This window comes from Novosphingobium cyanobacteriorum (assembly GCF_029436685.1).
In the GTDB taxonomy this organism is placed as follows: Bacteria; Pseudomonadota; Alphaproteobacteria; order Sphingomonadales; family Sphingomonadaceae; genus Novosphingobium; species Novosphingobium cyanobacteriorum.
On sequence record NZ_JAROCY010000039.1, the window covers coordinates 1 to 14426 of the forward strand.

General features: G+C 65.2%; 13 protein-coding genes. 11 read left to right on the plus strand and 2 right to left on the minus strand.

Annotated elements, in window-relative coordinates; genetic code table 11:
• Positions 1–256: 256 nt before the first annotated feature.
• The 5 genes from POM99_RS21280 to POM99_RS21300 are packed head-to-tail and all read left to right on the plus strand — an operon-like array spanning position 257 to position 5326.
• The gene (locus POM99_RS21280; protein WP_277280713.1) at positions 257–1531 is read left to right on the plus strand and encodes a DUF3422 domain-containing protein; all 1275 of its coding nucleotides are present in this window, start codon (positions 257–259) and stop codon (positions 1529–1531) included.
• Between the two features lie 57 nt (positions 1532–1588).
• Positions 1589–2590 (plus strand): magnesium chelatase ATPase subunit I, encoded by a 1002-nt coding sequence (gene bchI, locus POM99_RS21285; RefSeq protein WP_277280715.1) that lies wholly within the window; start codon positions 1589–1591, stop codon positions 2588–2590.
• Entirely contained in the window at positions 2587–4290 is a 1704-nt protein-coding gene (locus POM99_RS21290) for a magnesium chelatase subunit D (RefSeq protein WP_277280717.1), read from the plus strand. Before bchI ends, POM99_RS21290 begins: the two co-directional genes overlap by 4 nt.
• Entirely contained in the window at positions 4287–5174 is an 888-nt protein-coding gene (bchO, locus tag POM99_RS21295) for an alpha/beta fold hydrolase BchO (protein WP_277280718.1), read from the plus strand. The genes POM99_RS21290 and bchO overlap by 4 nt, the downstream gene beginning before the upstream one ends.
• The gene (locus POM99_RS21300; protein ID WP_277280720.1) at positions 5171–5326 is read left to right on the plus strand and encodes a hypothetical protein; all 156 of its coding nucleotides are present in this window, start codon (positions 5171–5173) and stop codon (positions 5324–5326) included. The genes bchO and POM99_RS21300 overlap by 4 nt, the downstream gene beginning before the upstream one ends.
• On the opposite strand, the gene POM99_RS21305 is transcribed toward POM99_RS21300, so the two are convergent.
• Together POM99_RS21305 and crtD are read right to left on the minus strand one after the other, a co-directional pair.
• The gene (locus POM99_RS21305) at positions 5318–6184 is read right to left on the minus strand and encodes a carotenoid 1,2-hydratase family protein (RefSeq protein WP_498072242.1); all 867 of its coding nucleotides are present in this window, start codon (positions 6182–6184) and stop codon (positions 5318–5320) included. The two genes, POM99_RS21300 and POM99_RS21305, sit on opposite strands and share 9 nt — an antisense overlap.
• The gene (gene crtD, locus POM99_RS21310) at positions 6157–7716 is read right to left on the minus strand and encodes a 1-hydroxycarotenoid 3,4-desaturase CrtD (RefSeq protein ID WP_277280725.1); all 1560 of its coding nucleotides are present in this window, start codon (positions 7714–7716) and stop codon (positions 6157–6159) included. Before crtD ends, POM99_RS21305 begins: the two co-directional genes overlap by 28 nt.
• Positions 7717–7796: 80 nt before the next feature.
• Here crtD and POM99_RS21315 point away from each other — a divergent pair, with 80 nt between their 5' ends.
• From POM99_RS21315 to pufB, 6 genes are all read left to right on the plus strand, one after another.
• Entirely contained in the window at positions 7797–8942 is a 1146-nt protein-coding gene (locus POM99_RS21315; protein WP_313792155.1) for a methyltransferase, read from the plus strand.
• Between the two features lie 122 nt (positions 8943–9064).
• Positions 9065–10042 carry a chlorophyll synthesis pathway protein BchC gene (bchC, locus tag POM99_RS21320; protein WP_277280727.1) on the plus strand — a complete coding sequence of 326 codons (978 nt, stop codon included), beginning with the start codon at positions 9065–9067 and terminating at the stop codon, positions 10040–10042.
• Positions 10039–11025: a chlorophyllide a reductase iron protein subunit X gene (locus POM99_RS21325; protein WP_277280728.1), complete on the plus strand. Its 987-nt coding sequence runs from the start codon at positions 10039–10041 to the stop codon at positions 11023–11025. Before bchC ends, POM99_RS21325 begins: the two co-directional genes overlap by 4 nt.
• An 18-nt stretch (positions 11026–11043) precedes the next feature.
• Positions 11044–12588 carry a chlorophyllide a reductase subunit Y gene (gene bchY, locus POM99_RS21330; RefSeq protein WP_277280730.1) on the plus strand — a complete coding sequence of 515 codons (1545 nt, stop codon included), beginning with the start codon at positions 11044–11046 and terminating at the stop codon, positions 12586–12588.
• Positions 12585–14030 (plus strand): chlorophyllide a reductase subunit Z, encoded by a 1446-nt coding sequence (bchZ, locus tag POM99_RS21335; protein ID WP_277280732.1) that lies wholly within the window; start codon positions 12585–12587, stop codon positions 14028–14030. The genes bchY and bchZ overlap by 4 nt, the downstream gene beginning before the upstream one ends.
• 132 nt (positions 14031–14162) lie before the next feature.
• Positions 14163–14330 (plus strand): light-harvesting antenna LH1, beta subunit, encoded by a 168-nt coding sequence (pufB, locus tag POM99_RS21340; protein ID WP_277280734.1) that lies wholly within the window; start codon positions 14163–14165, stop codon positions 14328–14330.
• Positions 14331–14426 lie beyond the last annotated feature (96 nt).

The window sequence follows — 14426 nt, forward strand, 5'->3', positions numbered from 1 at the left end:
GATCCACCCGACTTCGGCCGTTTGCGCGACGACAGACACCGCTCGGGGCGAAAAACGCTTGCCCAGCGAGCAAAATCAGGCGATCTTGAAGTCAAGCGGCAGGCCACTTGGGGAATGTCGGTTTACCTTGTTGCATGGGGGCATCGTGTGGGTTGGCGGCGATTCCCATTGGCCGGTATGCCAAAGTCGCGTACCTTTCACAGAGCGCTGATCTGCGGTCGCCACGACCCACCAGCGTTGGGGAGAGGGGGCGCCAGTGCGCGACCATGAACTTAGGCGCCGCGCTGTCGGCGAAATGCACTTGCGCCGCTGGCCGCCTGTGCCGGTGCCGTGCCACATCATCCAGTGGGTCCTCGCCATTGACGAAGCCGACCGTGCTGCCGAGCTCGACGCCATCGAGGCCAAGTCGGGCGAGGTGGATTTGGTCGGCAATCCCAGCCATCGCGAGGGGCGCATCGGCCCCGGCATGCGCTTCACCTGGGAGCGCCAGAGCGAGGGCAGCAGCCTGACCCTGTTTGCTGCGCCCTGCGACGAGGCCGGGTTTCTCGATCCTTGTGGCAACGCAGATCTTGCAGCTGCCCTGGAATGGGCCGGCGGTCTGCCCGGGCAGATCGTGCGCAGCACCCGCGTCTGGGTGGCCGAGAGCGAGGCCGACGTGCAGCGCGTGCTCGATCGCCATTCGCTCAACCCGGATGAGCTCGTTTCCAGCGAAGTGGGCGGCGGCATCCGCATGTGGTCGGACTTCCGCATCATGGAAGATGGCTTCGGCCGCCTTCTCGTAGCCGCGAACGGGGCAGACCCGCGCGACCTTGCCCGCCAGATCCAGCGTCTTCAGGAGTTGGGCAATTATCGCAACAAGGCGCTGATGGGTTTGCCGGTGGCGCGTGAATGCTGGCCAGTGCTTGACCGTGCCGAATCGAAGCTGCGGGAACTGGCCGATCGCATCGCCGGCCGGGATGACCGCGACGATACCCTCCTCGAGGAACTGTCGAAGCTTGCACTCGATCTCGCCTCTGTCTCCACCGCGATCTCATTCCGGATGGATGCAACGCTTGCCTATGGCCAGATTGTGGAGGAGCGGCTGGAGCAACTCGATAGCCAGCCCGTCCTCGGCTTCGCATCGCTTGCCGATTTCACCCAGCGCCGCTTTCGCCCCGCGATGAACACCTGCCGCGCAACAGTAACGCGGATCGAACGGCTGGCGCAGCGTACGCAGCAACTCGCATCGCTTTTGCGCGTCCGTATCGAGACGCGCATCGAAAACCAGAACGCCTCGTTGCTGCGCTCGATGGAGCAGAGCATTTCGATGCAGGCGCGGCTGCAGCAGTTGGTCGAAGGGCTCTCCGCTGTGGCGCTCAGCTATTACCTGCTCAGCCTGATCAAGTACGCGCTCCATGCCGTACCGGAAGAGAAGTTAGGCGGGCAAGGCGACCATATCGTCGGCCTGCTCGTGCTGCCAGTGGCGATCGGCGTCTGGGTGGTTATGCACGTCCTCAAAAGCCGTTTGGTGGGGCAGCGCAGAGACCGCTGATGCCACTGCCAAATTCCGCTTGTCCTGACGCATCTTGTTGTCCAGAGTAGTTGACAGATGGCGCGCTTCCCTTTCTCTGCGATCGTCGGTCAGGACGAGATGAAGCTTGCGCTGCTGATTGCGGCGGTCGACCCCGCAATCGGCGGGGTCATGGTGTTTGGAGATCGCGGCACTGGCAAATCCACAGCCGCGCGCGCGTTGGCCGCTCTGCTGCCCCCGATCATGGTGATGGAAGGCTGTCGTTTCGGCTGCGCTCCCGATGAATCCAGTGCCTGTCCCGGCCAGTGCTCCGCATCCAAGCCGGTCAAGCGGTCGGTACCTTTTGTCGACCTCCCCCTCGGTGCCACGGAAGACCGCGTGCTCGGCTCGCTCGATTTGGAACGCGCGCTTCGTACAGGGGAAAAGGTGTTCGAACCCGGCCTGCTCGCCAGGGCGCACCGCGGCTTTCTCTACATCGACGAGATCAACCTGCTGGAAGATCACTTGGTCGACCTGCTGCTCGACGTTGCGGCTTCTGGCGAGAACGTGGTGGAGCGGGAGGGTCTTTCGGTCCGTCATCGCGCCCGCTTCGTGCTGATCGGCAGCGGCAATCCCGAAGAAGGTGAACTGCGCCCGCAACTGCTGGACCGCTTCGGCCTGTCGGTGGAAGTGCGCACCCCGCGCGCCATCGACGACCGGGTGGAGATCATGCGCCGCTGCGCCGCCCATGATGCCGACAGCATTGGCTTTGGCGCACGATGGGCTGAAGAGGATGGCAGCATTCTGCAGCAGATCGCGCGTGGACAGCGCAAGCTGGCAAGGATGGACGTGCCCGATGCCGTCCTCCTTGATGCCGCGCAGCTGTGCAGCGCCGTTGGTGTTGACGGTCTTCGCGGCGAACTCACCCTGATGCGTGCCTCGCGCGCATATGCCGCCTTGAAGGCGGCGAAGACTGTGCGGCGCGAACACCTGCTCCACGTTGCCCCGCTGGCGCTGCGCCACCGGCTGCGGCGTGACGTGCTGGACGAAAGCGGATCGACCGCCCGCATCGAACGCGCGATCGCCGAACAGTTCGCATGACCGGGGCGCTGGCGGATGCGCTGATCGCGGCGAGCCTGCTGGCCCGATCCCCCGCTGCTTTAGGAGGCTTGTGCCTGCGCGGTGGCGGCCCGGCACGGGATGTGGTGCTGGATGCTCTGCACAACCTGCTGCCCGATCCGACGCCCTTCCGCCGCCTGCCCGGCCATATCGACGATGATCGACTGTCAGGCGGTACCGACATCGCCGCCAGCCTTGCCGCCGGAACCGTGGTCCTCCAGCGGGGCCTCCTGCAGGATGTTCGAGGCGGTGTCTTGGTCGTGCCCATGGCGGAGCGACTGCGCAGCGACATCGCGGGACGCGTCGCGCAGGCTATGGATGACGGCCAGGGCTTCGTGTTGGTGCTGCTGGATGACGGGACGGAAGCAGACGAGCGCCCGCCACCTGCGTTAATGGAGCGCATCACCTTCGACCTCCGCCTGGACAGCGTGCGGGCAGCAGACCTTGCGGTTGTGCTGCCGGACCGTGTTGAGCCCCTCGCAAGCCCTTCGCTAGATCAAGAGGTGCTCAAGGCACTGGCCACGATAGCCGAGGCGCTCGGCGTGACCTCGATGCGCCCGCTGCTTCAGGCCGCCGCCGCCGCCTGCGCCCATGCCGCACTTGCCGGAAGGGGCAGCACAGAAATGGCCGACGTGGAAGCTGCCGCCCGCCTTGTCCTCGCCTCGCGTGCAACCCGCCTGCCACCGGATCCCGAAGCGCCACCGCCGGCTCCACCGGAAGACGAAGCGCAAGAATCCGAATCGCATGACGACCCCGAAGACGGAGAAAGCCTGCCCGAACTTCCCGAAGACCTGCTGATCGAGGCTGCACGCGCAGCCATTCCGCCTGACGTGCTGAACCTGATCGCCAGCGGCCGTGCCACGCGTTCGGCCCATGGCGGCGGCGCTGGTCGCCGTGCCCGTTCAGGTCTGCGCGGCAAGTCGCTTGGCGCCAGGCCCGGCATGCCCGGCGGTGGAGCGCGCTTGGCATTGGTTGATACCCTGCGCGCGGCGATTCCCTGGCAGCCGCTACGACAGCGTGAACCCGTGCCCATAGGAGCAGGGCCGATCCGCTTTCGCCGCGATGATCTGCGCGTGCGTCGCTTTGAGGAGCGTAGCGCCACCGTTACCGTGTTTTCGGTCGACGCCTCCGGCTCAGCTGCACTCTCGCGCCTTGCCGAGGCCAAGGGAGCGGTCGAGCTTATCCTCGCGCAGGCTTATGTTAAGCGGTCCGAAGTGGCGCTCGTGGCGTTTCGCGGTGAAGGGGCCGAACTGCTGTTGCCGCCCACGCGGTCGCTCACCCGCGCCAAGCGTGCGCTTGGCGCTTTGCCTGGCGGGGGCGGCACTCCGCTGGCTGACGGTATTGCCATGGCGCGCCAGGTGGCCGATGCGGTTGCCGCGCGCGGGCGCACTCCGATGCTGGTGTTCCTGACCGACGGCAGCGCGAATATCGCCGCAGACAGATCGCGCGGTCGGGCACGGGCGCAGGACGATGCCCAGCGCGCCGCCCGCGCGCTTGCCGCAGCCGGCTACGACGCGGTGGTCATCGACATTTCACCGCGCCCACGGCCGGAAGCTGCGCGGTTGGCTCAGGCGATGCGCGCCCGCTATCTGCCGCTGCCCTTAGCGGACGCCAAGGCGCTGAAGACGGCGGTTTCGCTCGTCTCGACCCCGGAGCGCACCCCGTCAAGGCCGGGCGCATGAACAGCGCGCCCCGCTGGGACATCGAAGGTCGCAGTTGGCCTCACCGTTTGTCGAGCCACTTTGTCGAGACTCCCGGCTTAATCTGGCATGTGCAACAGATGGGGCAGGGGCCGGTCGCACTCCTGCTCCACGGCACTGGTGCGGCCACGCACAGCTGGCGCAGTGTTATGCCTTTGCTGGCCGACGGTTTCACAATCATCGCCCCCGACCTGCCAGGCCATGGCTTCACCCGGGGGCGCCCGACCGGCGGCTTGACCCTGACCGCGATGGCGTGCGCTATCGGGCATCTACTGGTCAAACTGGAGGCGTTGCCGATGGTAATCGCTGGCCATTCTGCAGGAGCGGCAATTGCCCTGCAGATGTCGCTTGCGAACAGCGCGCAGACGCCCGTAGTTGGCCTGAACCCAGCATTGATGCCATTCCCCGGTTTAGCCGCGCGGCTGTTCCCGTCACTGGCACGGATGCTCTTCGTCAATCCGCTGGTGCCGCGTATGTTGGCGGGCATTGCGCGAATGCCGGGCGAAACAGAACGATTCCTGCTGCGCGCCACTGGCTCCACCATCGATGCCCAAGGGCTTGCTGGTTATCGCGCCTTGATGAGCACGGCGGCGCACTGCGGCAGTGCTATGGAAATGATGGCTAGCTGGGACCTCGAAACACTCAGCCGCCAGTATGCCTCAATCGCTGCGCCGGTCATGCTCGTCCATTCTGATGGCGACTCTGCGGTCCCGCTCGCCTCGGTGGAAAAGGCGGCGGCGCTGCTGCCGAACGCGCGGCTGGAAGTGTTGCCCGGCCTTGGCCACCTTGCGCACGAGGAGCGGCCGGACCTCGCTGCACAGTTCATTCGCGACCATGCATCCACTACGGGGAGAGAGGCGTCATGAGCGGATTCAGTCAACATTTCGGCTGGGTGGAAATCGTCGTCACTGCAGTCATCGCGATCGGCTTCGGAGTGTACCAACTGTGGTCGGTCAATCGCGAGATCCGGCGCGATCGCGAAAAGGCCGAGTCCGAGAAGCGCAATTCGTCAGACTGATCGCGGAATGCGATAAGGCAGCATGAACTGCACGATCGGTGACTGGAACCGGTCGAGATCAAGGCTTTCCTGCACTGCCACCACTGGCTCACCGAACAGGTGCGATTCCAGCGTTGACCGTGCATAGAACGGTGCATCTTCCCACGTCCGCGTGACGCGTGCCAGCCCGCGGTCGGCGCGAGTTTTGCGTTCCATCTGCCACAGCGTGTTGGGCAGGGGGGCCACTGGTGGCAGCGCCTCCTCCTCGTGCGGGGTGCCATCGGGGCCGAAGCGTAGTGCGCTGGCAAAGCGGCGACCATTGCGGCGGATGCCTTCGTAGCACACAACTGATCCGCGCGCGCCATGCGCACGGGACCAGTGCCAGACGCGGAATCCCTCTTCCAGCGATTCACTCCCGAAGTTCGAATCGAGATAGGCGCTGCCCTGCCAGGCAAGGTCAGGTCGGTCCATCTTGACCTCGATCCGCGCGCGCGGTGCCAGGCAGTGCCAGCGGTGCCTCCCTTGCGGATCGAGTGCGAAAGCCTTGGCGTTCATAGCCTCGGGCACCACGCGCACCCGGCCGGCTACGCGTCGCTGCCAGGGCACGCCCACGCGCTTGTCCCTCTCCTCGATCTCGATTTCCAACGCCTCGCCCGTCCAGTGCACGGCGCTTGGCCCGATCTGCAGTGTATCTGCATCGCGCCGCACCGCTTGGCCGCCGCGCTCGGTCATCGTCCAGCGCGCGCCGGGGCCATAGAGCGCGACATTCAGTGCGCAGTGCTGCAACGGATCGCCCCTGCCGCTCTTCTTGTAGTACGGTGAAAACACGCTGCCGATGAAGGCGATGATCGTCAGCCCATGGCGTCCGCATTCGCTGATCGCATCGACATACCACCAGCCATAGCCACCGGACGGGACGTGCGTATCGAAGCGAGGTCTTGCAGAACCGCCTGCGTCGCCAGCCGTCCCGACAAGGCGGCCATCGGCACTCCCGCTCCCGGATGGGTGCTTCCACCCGCGCAATAGAGCCCAGGGATCCGGGTCCGCGTGCCCTGCCGCAGGAATGACGCCGCCCAGCCGTGCGAGGCCCGTCCATAGATCGCTCCGCCGGTCGAGGGCAAAAAGCTCTCGAACGCGTTCGGCGTCAGCAGAATGTGAGGGAAGTCCTCCTCCAACTCCAGCCCGCAGCGCGACAGGCTGCGCCTCATGGCCTCTGTGCATTGCTCCTTCTCCCTCTCGGTATAGCTGTGGCTGTCGCCGTTGGCAGGTGCGTTGACGATGATCTGCAGGCGCTCACGACATTCAGGCCGCTGGGTGGTGCTCCTGTCGCGGTCTTGCGCGCAGACATAGACGCTGGGATCGGCTGGTGGCCGCCCGGCGCGGATATCGGCAAACTCCCGCGCGTAGTCGGGGGAGAACAGTACGTTGTGTCGCTGCAGGGCAAACCCCGCGGTGCGCGTCCGCGCCAGCCAGACCATGGCCGACAGCGATCGGTTGCGCGGCCCGTGGCTGCTTACCGCCATCTTGCCAAGCGGGCCCATCCGCCCTGCTGCCAGCGCCTCGGGATCGGCGTTGCAGATCACCGCATCCGCGGCCAAATGGTCGCCATTGGCCAACACCACGCCAGATGCCCGGCCTTGGTGCGTTTCCAGCAAAGCGGCCCCGGTACCGAAACGGAACTGTGCCCCATGTGACTTGGCCAGGTCCATCAGTGCGCCTGCCAGCGCGCTCATCCCCCCGTCGATCAGCCATACCCCCTGCGCCTCGACATGCGCGATCAGCATCAGCGTGGCCGGCGTGGCAAAGGGCGACGATCCGCAATAGGTGGCATAACGCGCGAAGAGCTGGCGAAGTCGCTGGTCGGCAAAGTGTTCGCCCAGCGCCTTCCAAATCGATTCGTAGGGGCGGATGGCCAGCAGGTCGCCCACTCGCCAAAGGCCGATCCGCCACATCAGCTGCGGCGGCCAGGCAAGCTTGCTGCCGCGCAGCATGGTCTTGTCCAGAATGCCGTGGATTCGCGCCGCTTCGGCGCGGAAGGCGCGAAAGCCCGCCGCTGCCGCCGCCCCGGCAAAGTCGCCAATCGCCTCCTCGCTGCGCACGGGGTCGGCATGAAGGTCAAGCTGCCGTTCACCGTCCCAAGCATGGCGGGCGATTACGTCCGCTTGCCGAATCGTGACGCTGTCGGTCAGCTCTGCACCGCATTCGCGAAAGATGTCCTCGAACACGTCGCGCAAGGTGAACACGGTAGGGCCCGCATCCACGGCCGCGCCATCGACCATAATCTGGCGCGCCTTGCCGCCGGGATGCTGCGACTTTTCGATCACGGTTACGGCCAGCCCGCGCGCGGCCAGCAGCGCGGCTGCGGCCAGCCCGCCGATCCCGGCTCCGACGATCGCAATCCTTGCCACCACGTGCCCGTGTCCTTTCGTCGGATACCCCTCCATCGAATACAATTGATCTTTACACAAGAAATGTCCAACAAAATGGACATATGAAAATGTCCACCCTTCCGAATCGATTGGTGGTATCTGCGCCACCGCAGGGCTGGCGGCTGCGGTGGGTGGCTTGGCGCAATTCCGTGATCGCCAGTCCTTCCTTCCAGCACTGGGCGGCGCGCTTGCCGATCTTCCGATCGATCGCCCAGCGACGGGCGGGGCAGTCCTTCGATCTTGTGGCGGGATTCTGCTATTCGCAGGTGCTGACAGCCTGCGTACAGCTCGGTCTGCTTGATCTGCTGGCGCAGCGGGCGCACGATCTGGCTTCATTGGCTGGCGCCACCGGCCTCTCAGAAGATGCGGCCCTCCGTCTGATCCGGGCCGCCTGTGCGCTCAGCCTGGCTGAACAGGTCGCGTCCGGCCTATGGATGCTAGGGCAGCAGGGGGCGGCGCTTCAGGCCAATCCAGGCGCGATCGCCATGGTTCGGCACCACGCCCTGCTCTATTCAGATCTTGCCGATCCCGCAGCGCTGCTGCGGCGGGACAGGGCAGAGCCCACGGCGCTTTCATCCTTCTGGCGCTATGCTGCCAGCACCCCGGGGCCCGAAGCAGCGCGGTATTCAGCGCTCATGGCGGCCTCGCAGGCGATGGTGGCGCAACAGGTGCTTGCCGCCTATCGCTTCGATCGCCACGCCCGGTTGCTTGATGTTGGCGGAGGGCACGGAGCCTTTGCCATAGGCGTTGCAAAGGCCTGTCCCGAACTTGGCATAGGCGTGTTCGATCTGCCACCGGTGGTGGCCGGAACGGCGGGTGTCCTCGCTGAGGCCGGCTTGTCCGAGAAAGTCAGACTCCACCCAGGGGACTTTTTCTGCGATTCGCTTCCTGTCGGCTATGACTGCATCACGTTGGTGCGAATCCTGCACGATCATGATGATGATGCCGCCTTGGCTCTGTTGCGGTCAGTGCACGCCGCGCTGCCACCTGGTGGTCGACTCGTGATCGCTGAGCCGATGGCCGATGCGCCCGGTGCTGCGGCTATGGGGGATGCCTACTTCGGCCTCTATCTCTGGGCGATGAATTCCGGCAGGCCCCGTTCCTTTGGCGAATATGGTGCCTTGCTGAAATCAGCCGGTTTTTCCGCCTCACGCTCGCAGCGCACCGCCTATCCTGTGGTGTCCAGTCTTATTGTCAGTTCTAAATGACATATTAAAGTGTCAAGAATGATTGACGTACAGTTGCGTTGGCGTATGGTGAACACTGCCTGATCGCTCCCGTTCCGGGATTGGTGGCAGGGGTCGCGAGACCGAGGGGAAAGGACCGGGGCATGGATGCGCTGGCCGTCATACTGGAGGCACCGAGGCGCATTGCGCTTCGTAAACTGGCCCTCACCGGCTCGATCGCTCCGGGCCAGAATCCTGACTCTGCTCCCGCCCCGCTCGCTCCGGCCGATGTCCTTGTCGACGTACGGTGGAGTGGCATCAGTTCCGGCACGGAAAAGCTGCTCTGGACCGGCGAGATGCCGCGTTTTCCGGGCATGGGCTATCCGCTGGTGCCTGGCTACGAATCTCTGGGCCGTATCGTCGATGCCGGTGCTGATGTGGCCGATCGCATTGGAGATTGGGTCTTCGTGCCGGGTGCGGCCTGTTATGCCGACGCGCGCGCCCTGTTCGGTGGCACGGCGCAGCGGGTGATCCTGCCTTCCGCTCGGGCCTTTCCCATCGGTGAGTCGCTGGGGGCGGACGGAGTGCTCTTCGCGCTTGCCGCCACCGCACTCCACGCACTCAATGGCGGCCCGCCGCCTGACCTGATCATTGGCCACGGCACGCTCGGTCGCCTGCTAGCCCGCCTCAGCATCGCAATGGGGGCGCCTTCACCCACGGTTTGGGAACGCAATCCCGCGCGTCGCCGCGATGCATCGGGCTATGCTGTGATCGCGCCCAAGGACGATGATCGGCACGATTATACCACGATCTATGATGCCAGCGGCGATGCCGATTGCCTTGACCTGCTGATCCCGCGTCTGGCGCACGGCGGGGAGATCGTGATGGCAGGTTTCTACGCCAATCGGCCCAGCTTCGCCTTTGCGCCCGCGTTCCGGGCCGAGGCGCGCTTCCGCGTCTCAGCTGAGTTCACCTCGCAAGACCTGGCCGCCACGCGAGCGCTGGTCGATGCCGGAACATGCAGCCTTGCCGGCCTCGTCAGCCACGTGCGCCCCGCGCATCAGGCGAAGGACGCCTACCCTGAAACCTTTCTCGATGCTGACTGCCTGAAGATGGTCCTCGACTGGAGCGATTGCGCATGAGCTTGCTGGAAACGACCAAGGCCCTGCGCGAGGAAGCCGCGATCGAGCCGGATGCCCCGCATACGGGCGAGGTGCGCAAGGAAACGCAGGTGATCGCCATTTATGGCAAGGGCGGCTCGGGCAAGAGCTTTGCCCTGTCGAACCTCAGCTACATGATGGCGCAGCAGGGCAAGCGGGTGCTGCTGATCGGCTGCGATCCAAAATCCGACACCACCAGCCTGCTGTTCGGCGGCAAGAGCTGCCCCACGATCATCGAGACTTCCGCCGCCAAGAAGCTGGCGGGCGAGGATGTGCGCATCGAGGACGTCTGCTTCCAGCGTGACGGCGTGTTCGCGATGGAACTGGGCGGCCCCGAAGTCGGCCGCGGCTGCGGCGGACGCGGGATCATCCACGGCTTCGAACTGCTCGAAAAGCTCGGCTTCCATGATTGGGGCTTCGATTACGTCCTGCTCGACTTCCTGGGTGACGTGGTCTGCGGCGGCTTCGGCCTGCCGATCGCGCGCGACATGTGCCAGAAGGTGATCGTCGTCGGGTCGAACGACCTGCAGTCGCTCTATGTGGCGAACAACGTCTGCAAGGCGGTGGAGTACTTCCGCAAGATGGGCGGCAACGTCGGCGTGGCCGGCATGATCGTCAACAAGGACGATGGCACCGGCGAGGCCAAGGCCTTTGCTGAGGCGGTCGACATCCCGGTGCTCTGCGCGATCCCTGCTGACGAGGACATTCGCCGCAAGTCTGCCAACTACCAGATCATCGGCCGGCCCGATGGCCAGTGGGGTTCGCTGTTTGAAGAACTGGCGCTCAATGTCGCCTCGGCCCTGCCGCGCCAGCCCGCGCCACTTGATCAGGACGGTTTGCTGGGCCTGTTCTCGCCCGAGGATACCGGCGGCAATGTCGAGCTTGTCCCCGCCACTCAGGCCGACATGCGCGGCGGCATTTTCGTCCAGAGACCTTCGCTGGAGGTCTTCTATGATGAAGCCTGAAATCTGGAGGCTCGCCAGATGAGCGACCTCGCGCCAGACCTCGCCGGCGAAATGGACCGCCAGCCTGACCGGATCGATCTCGATCCCCCGGTGGAAGGCGGCGGCTGCCATGCTGGCGCCAATGTACTGCGCGACGCCACCAACAAGGCGCAGGGCAGCGAACTGCTTGATCGTTATTCCGCTGATTACCCGGTGGGTCCGCATGACCAGCCGCAAAGCATGTGCCCAGCTTTCGGATCGCTGCGGGTGGGCCTGCGCATGCGCCGAACCGCCACTGTGCTTTCGGGCTCAGCCTGCTGCGTCTATGGCCTCACCTTCACCTCGCACTTCTATGGCGCGCGGCGGACGGTTGGCTACGTGCCATTCAGTTCGGAAACGCTCGTCACCGGCAAATTGTTCGAGGATATCAAGGAAGCGGTCGAAGGCCTGGCCGATCCCGACCTTTACGACGCCATAGTCGTCACCAACCTGTGCGTGCCCACGGCCAGCGGCGTTCCGCTGCGGCTGCTGAAAAAGCAGATCAACGGGGTGCGCATTATCGGCATCGACGTGCCCGGCTTCGGCATCCCGACCCATGCCGAGGCCAAGGATGTGCTCGCTGGCGCCATGCTCGCCTACGCCCGCACCGAGGCAGAGCAGGGCCCCGTCGCCGCCCCTCGCATCCGCTCCGAGCGACCGACCGTGACGCTGCTAGGTGAAATGTTTCCTGCCGATCCAGTGGGCATCGGCATGATGCTCGAACCACTCGGCCTGACCGCCGGGCCGGTCGTGCCCACGCGTGAATGGCGCGAGCTTTACGCCGCGCTCGATTGCGCGGTCGTCGGCGCAATCCACCCTTTCTACACCGCCAGCGTGCGCGAGTTCGAAGCTGCCGGGCGCAGCGTGGTCGGTTCCGCGCCGGTGGGAGCGGATGGCACCGCCGCCTGGCTCGATTCCATCGGTGCGGCCTGCGGCGTGGCGCAGAGTGCGATCGATGTGGCCAAGAACCGCTTCGTCCCCGCCATCCGCGGTGCGCTCGCCGCCAATCCGATCAGGGGCCGCGTCACCGTGGCGGGCTACGAAGGTTCGGAACTGCTGGTTGCGCGCCTGCTGATCGAAAGCGGGGCGAACGTGCCTTATGTTGGCACCGCCTGCCCGCGTACGCGCTGGTCCGATCCCGACCGCGAATGGCTGGAAGCGCGCGGCGTCCGCGTCTACTTCCGCGCCAGCCTTGAGCAGGACATCGCTGCGGTGGAGGAATTCCACCCCGATCTCGCCATCGGCACTACGCCCGTGGTGCAGCATGCCAAGCAGATGGCGATCCCGGCGCTCTATTTTACCAACTTGATCTCCGCACGCCCGTTGATGGGGCCGGCCGGCGCGGGCAGTCTTGCGCAAGTGGTCAACGCCGCCATGGCCAACAAGGCGCGGTTCGATCGGATGCGTGAATTCTTCGACGGCGTGGGCAAAGGTGTGGGCGCAGGCGTTTGGGAAGATACCCCGCAGGACCGCCCCCAGTTCAAGAAGAAGTATGCCGCCCTGAACGAGGCCGCGCGCAAGGCGGCAGAGGCGGTGGGATCATGACGCTCATCCTCGATCATGATCGGGCCGGCGGCTATTGGGGCGCGGTCTATGTCTTCACTGCAGTCAAGGGGCTGCAGGTGATCATCGACGGGCCAGTAGGGTGCGAGAACCTGCCGGTGACCTCGGTCCTGCACTATACCGACGGGCTTCCGCCGCACGAACTGCCCATCGTCGTCACCGGGCTGGGCGAGGAGGAGCTGGGCAAGACCGGCACCGAAGCCGCGATGAAGCGCGCGTGGAAAACACTCGATCCTGAGCTGCCCGCCGTGGTTGTCACCGGCTCGATCGCAGAGATGATCGGCGGCGGTGTCACACCCGGCGGCACCAACATCAAGCGCTTCCTGCCGCGCACGATCGATGAGGACCAGTGGCAATGCGCCGACCGCGCGCTCAGCTGGCTGTGGTCCGAATTCGGCCCGAAGGCGGTGCCTGCGGCAAAGCCCGTGAAGGAGGGCGAGAAGCCCCGCGTCAACATCATCGGTCCGTCCTACGGCATGTTCAATATGGCGAGCGACCTGCACGAGATCCGTCGCCTGATCGAAGGCATCGGGGCAGAGGTCAACGTGGTGTTCCCGCTGGGCTGCCACCTCGCCGACATCCGCAGGCTGGCCGATGCGCAGGCCAATGTCTGCCTCTATCGCGAATTTGGCCGCAATCTGTGCGAGGTGATGGAGCGGCCCTACTTCCAGGCGCCAATCGGGCTGGACAGCACTACCCGCTTCCTGCGCGCGCTGGCAGCGGAGCTGGGGCTTGATCCCGAACCGTTCATCACCCGCGAAAAGCACACCACGATCAAGCCGTTGTGGGACCTGTGGCGCTCCGTCACGCAGGATTTCTTTGCCACCGCCAGCTTCGGCATCGTGGCGAACGAGACGTATGCGCGGGGCATCCGTAACTTCCTCGAAGGCGACATGGGCCTGCCCTGCAATTTCGCCTTCGCGCGCAGCGCCGGGGTGAAGCCGCGCAACGAGGACGTGCGCGCCGCGATCCACGCCAATCCGCCGCTGGTGCTGTTCGGCAGCTACAACGAGCGCATGTACAATGCCGAGCGCGGCGGGCGCGGGATCTATATTCCCGCCAGCTTCCCCGGCGCGGCGATCCGGCGGCACACCGGCACCCCCTTCATGGGGTATTCGGGCGCAACTTACCTCGTGCAGGAAGTGTGCAACGCGCTGTTCGATGCGCTCTTCCACATCCTCCCGCTCGGTACAGAGATGGACAAGGTGGAGCCGACGCTGGCGCGTGACCACCAGGAACTGCCGTGGGACGAGGACGCCAAGGAGCGGCTCGATCAGGTCGTGGCCGCGCAGCCCGTGCTCATTCGCATCTCCGCAGCAAAACGCCTGCGCGATGCCGCGGAACGCGTTGCGCGCAGGGCCGGCGACCAACGGGTCTCGGCCGACCGGCTCGCCGATGCCCTTCTCGAGGCGCAGGTCGCATGACCGGCGCCCGCCCCGATCGCCCGGATGCCCCCCTGTGCGGCAGCCCGGCCTCCCCATCCCCGCAGGGCAATCCTGCGTGGATACCGAAAGAGGTCTTCCGCCTCTCGCACACCAGAAACTGGAGAATGGGTTATGAGTGATCGTGACGATCGCTTCGGGCTGAGGACCTACCTCACGCCCGAGGAAGCGAAGGAATTCCACAAGCTGTTCATCAGCAGCTTCCTCGGTTTCACCGCCGTGGCCGTGGTCGCACACATCCTCGTGTGGATGTGGACCCACATTCTCCAAGTAAGTCGCTGATTTCGCTGTCGTAATCGTGATATTTCGCATATAAATCATGGCGTTGACGGCTGCGAGGGGCGCGTTTCATGGATCACCTGGAGGGTGCGGGCTTGG

Excerpts from the sequence above, each read along its gene's own strand:
- bchZ (WP_277280732.1), top strand. The coding sequence starts at position 12,585 with ATGACGCTCATCCTCGATCATGATCGGGCCGGCGGCTATTGGGGCGCG.
- POM99_RS21290 (WP_277280717.1), top strand. The coding sequence starts at position 2,587 with ATGACCGGGGCGCTGGCGGATGCGCTGATCGCGGCGAGCCTGCTGGCC.
- POM99_RS21315 (WP_313792155.1), top strand. The coding sequence starts at position 7,797 with ATGAAAATGTCCACCCTTCCGAATCGATTGGTGGTATCTGCGCCACCG.
- pufB (WP_277280734.1), top strand. The coding sequence starts at position 14,163 with ATGAGTGATCGTGACGATCGCTTCGGGCTGAGGACCTACCTCACGCCC.
- POM99_RS21325 (WP_277280728.1), top strand. The coding sequence starts at position 10,039 with ATGAGCTTGCTGGAAACGACCAAGGCCCTGCGCGAGGAAGCCGCGATC.
- POM99_RS21300 (WP_277280720.1), top strand. The coding sequence starts at position 5,171 with ATGAGCGGATTCAGTCAACATTTCGGCTGGGTGGAAATCGTCGTCACT.
- bchY (WP_277280730.1), top strand. The coding sequence starts at position 11,044 with ATGAGCGACCTCGCGCCAGACCTCGCCGGCGAAATGGACCGCCAGCCT.
- bchI (WP_277280715.1), top strand. The coding sequence starts at position 1,589 with ATGGCGCGCTTCCCTTTCTCTGCGATCGTCGGTCAGGACGAGATGAAG.
- bchO (WP_277280718.1), top strand. The coding sequence starts at position 4,287 with ATGAACAGCGCGCCCCGCTGGGACATCGAAGGTCGCAGTTGGCCTCAC.
- bchC (WP_277280727.1), top strand. The coding sequence starts at position 9,065 with ATGGATGCGCTGGCCGTCATACTGGAGGCACCGAGGCGCATTGCGCTT.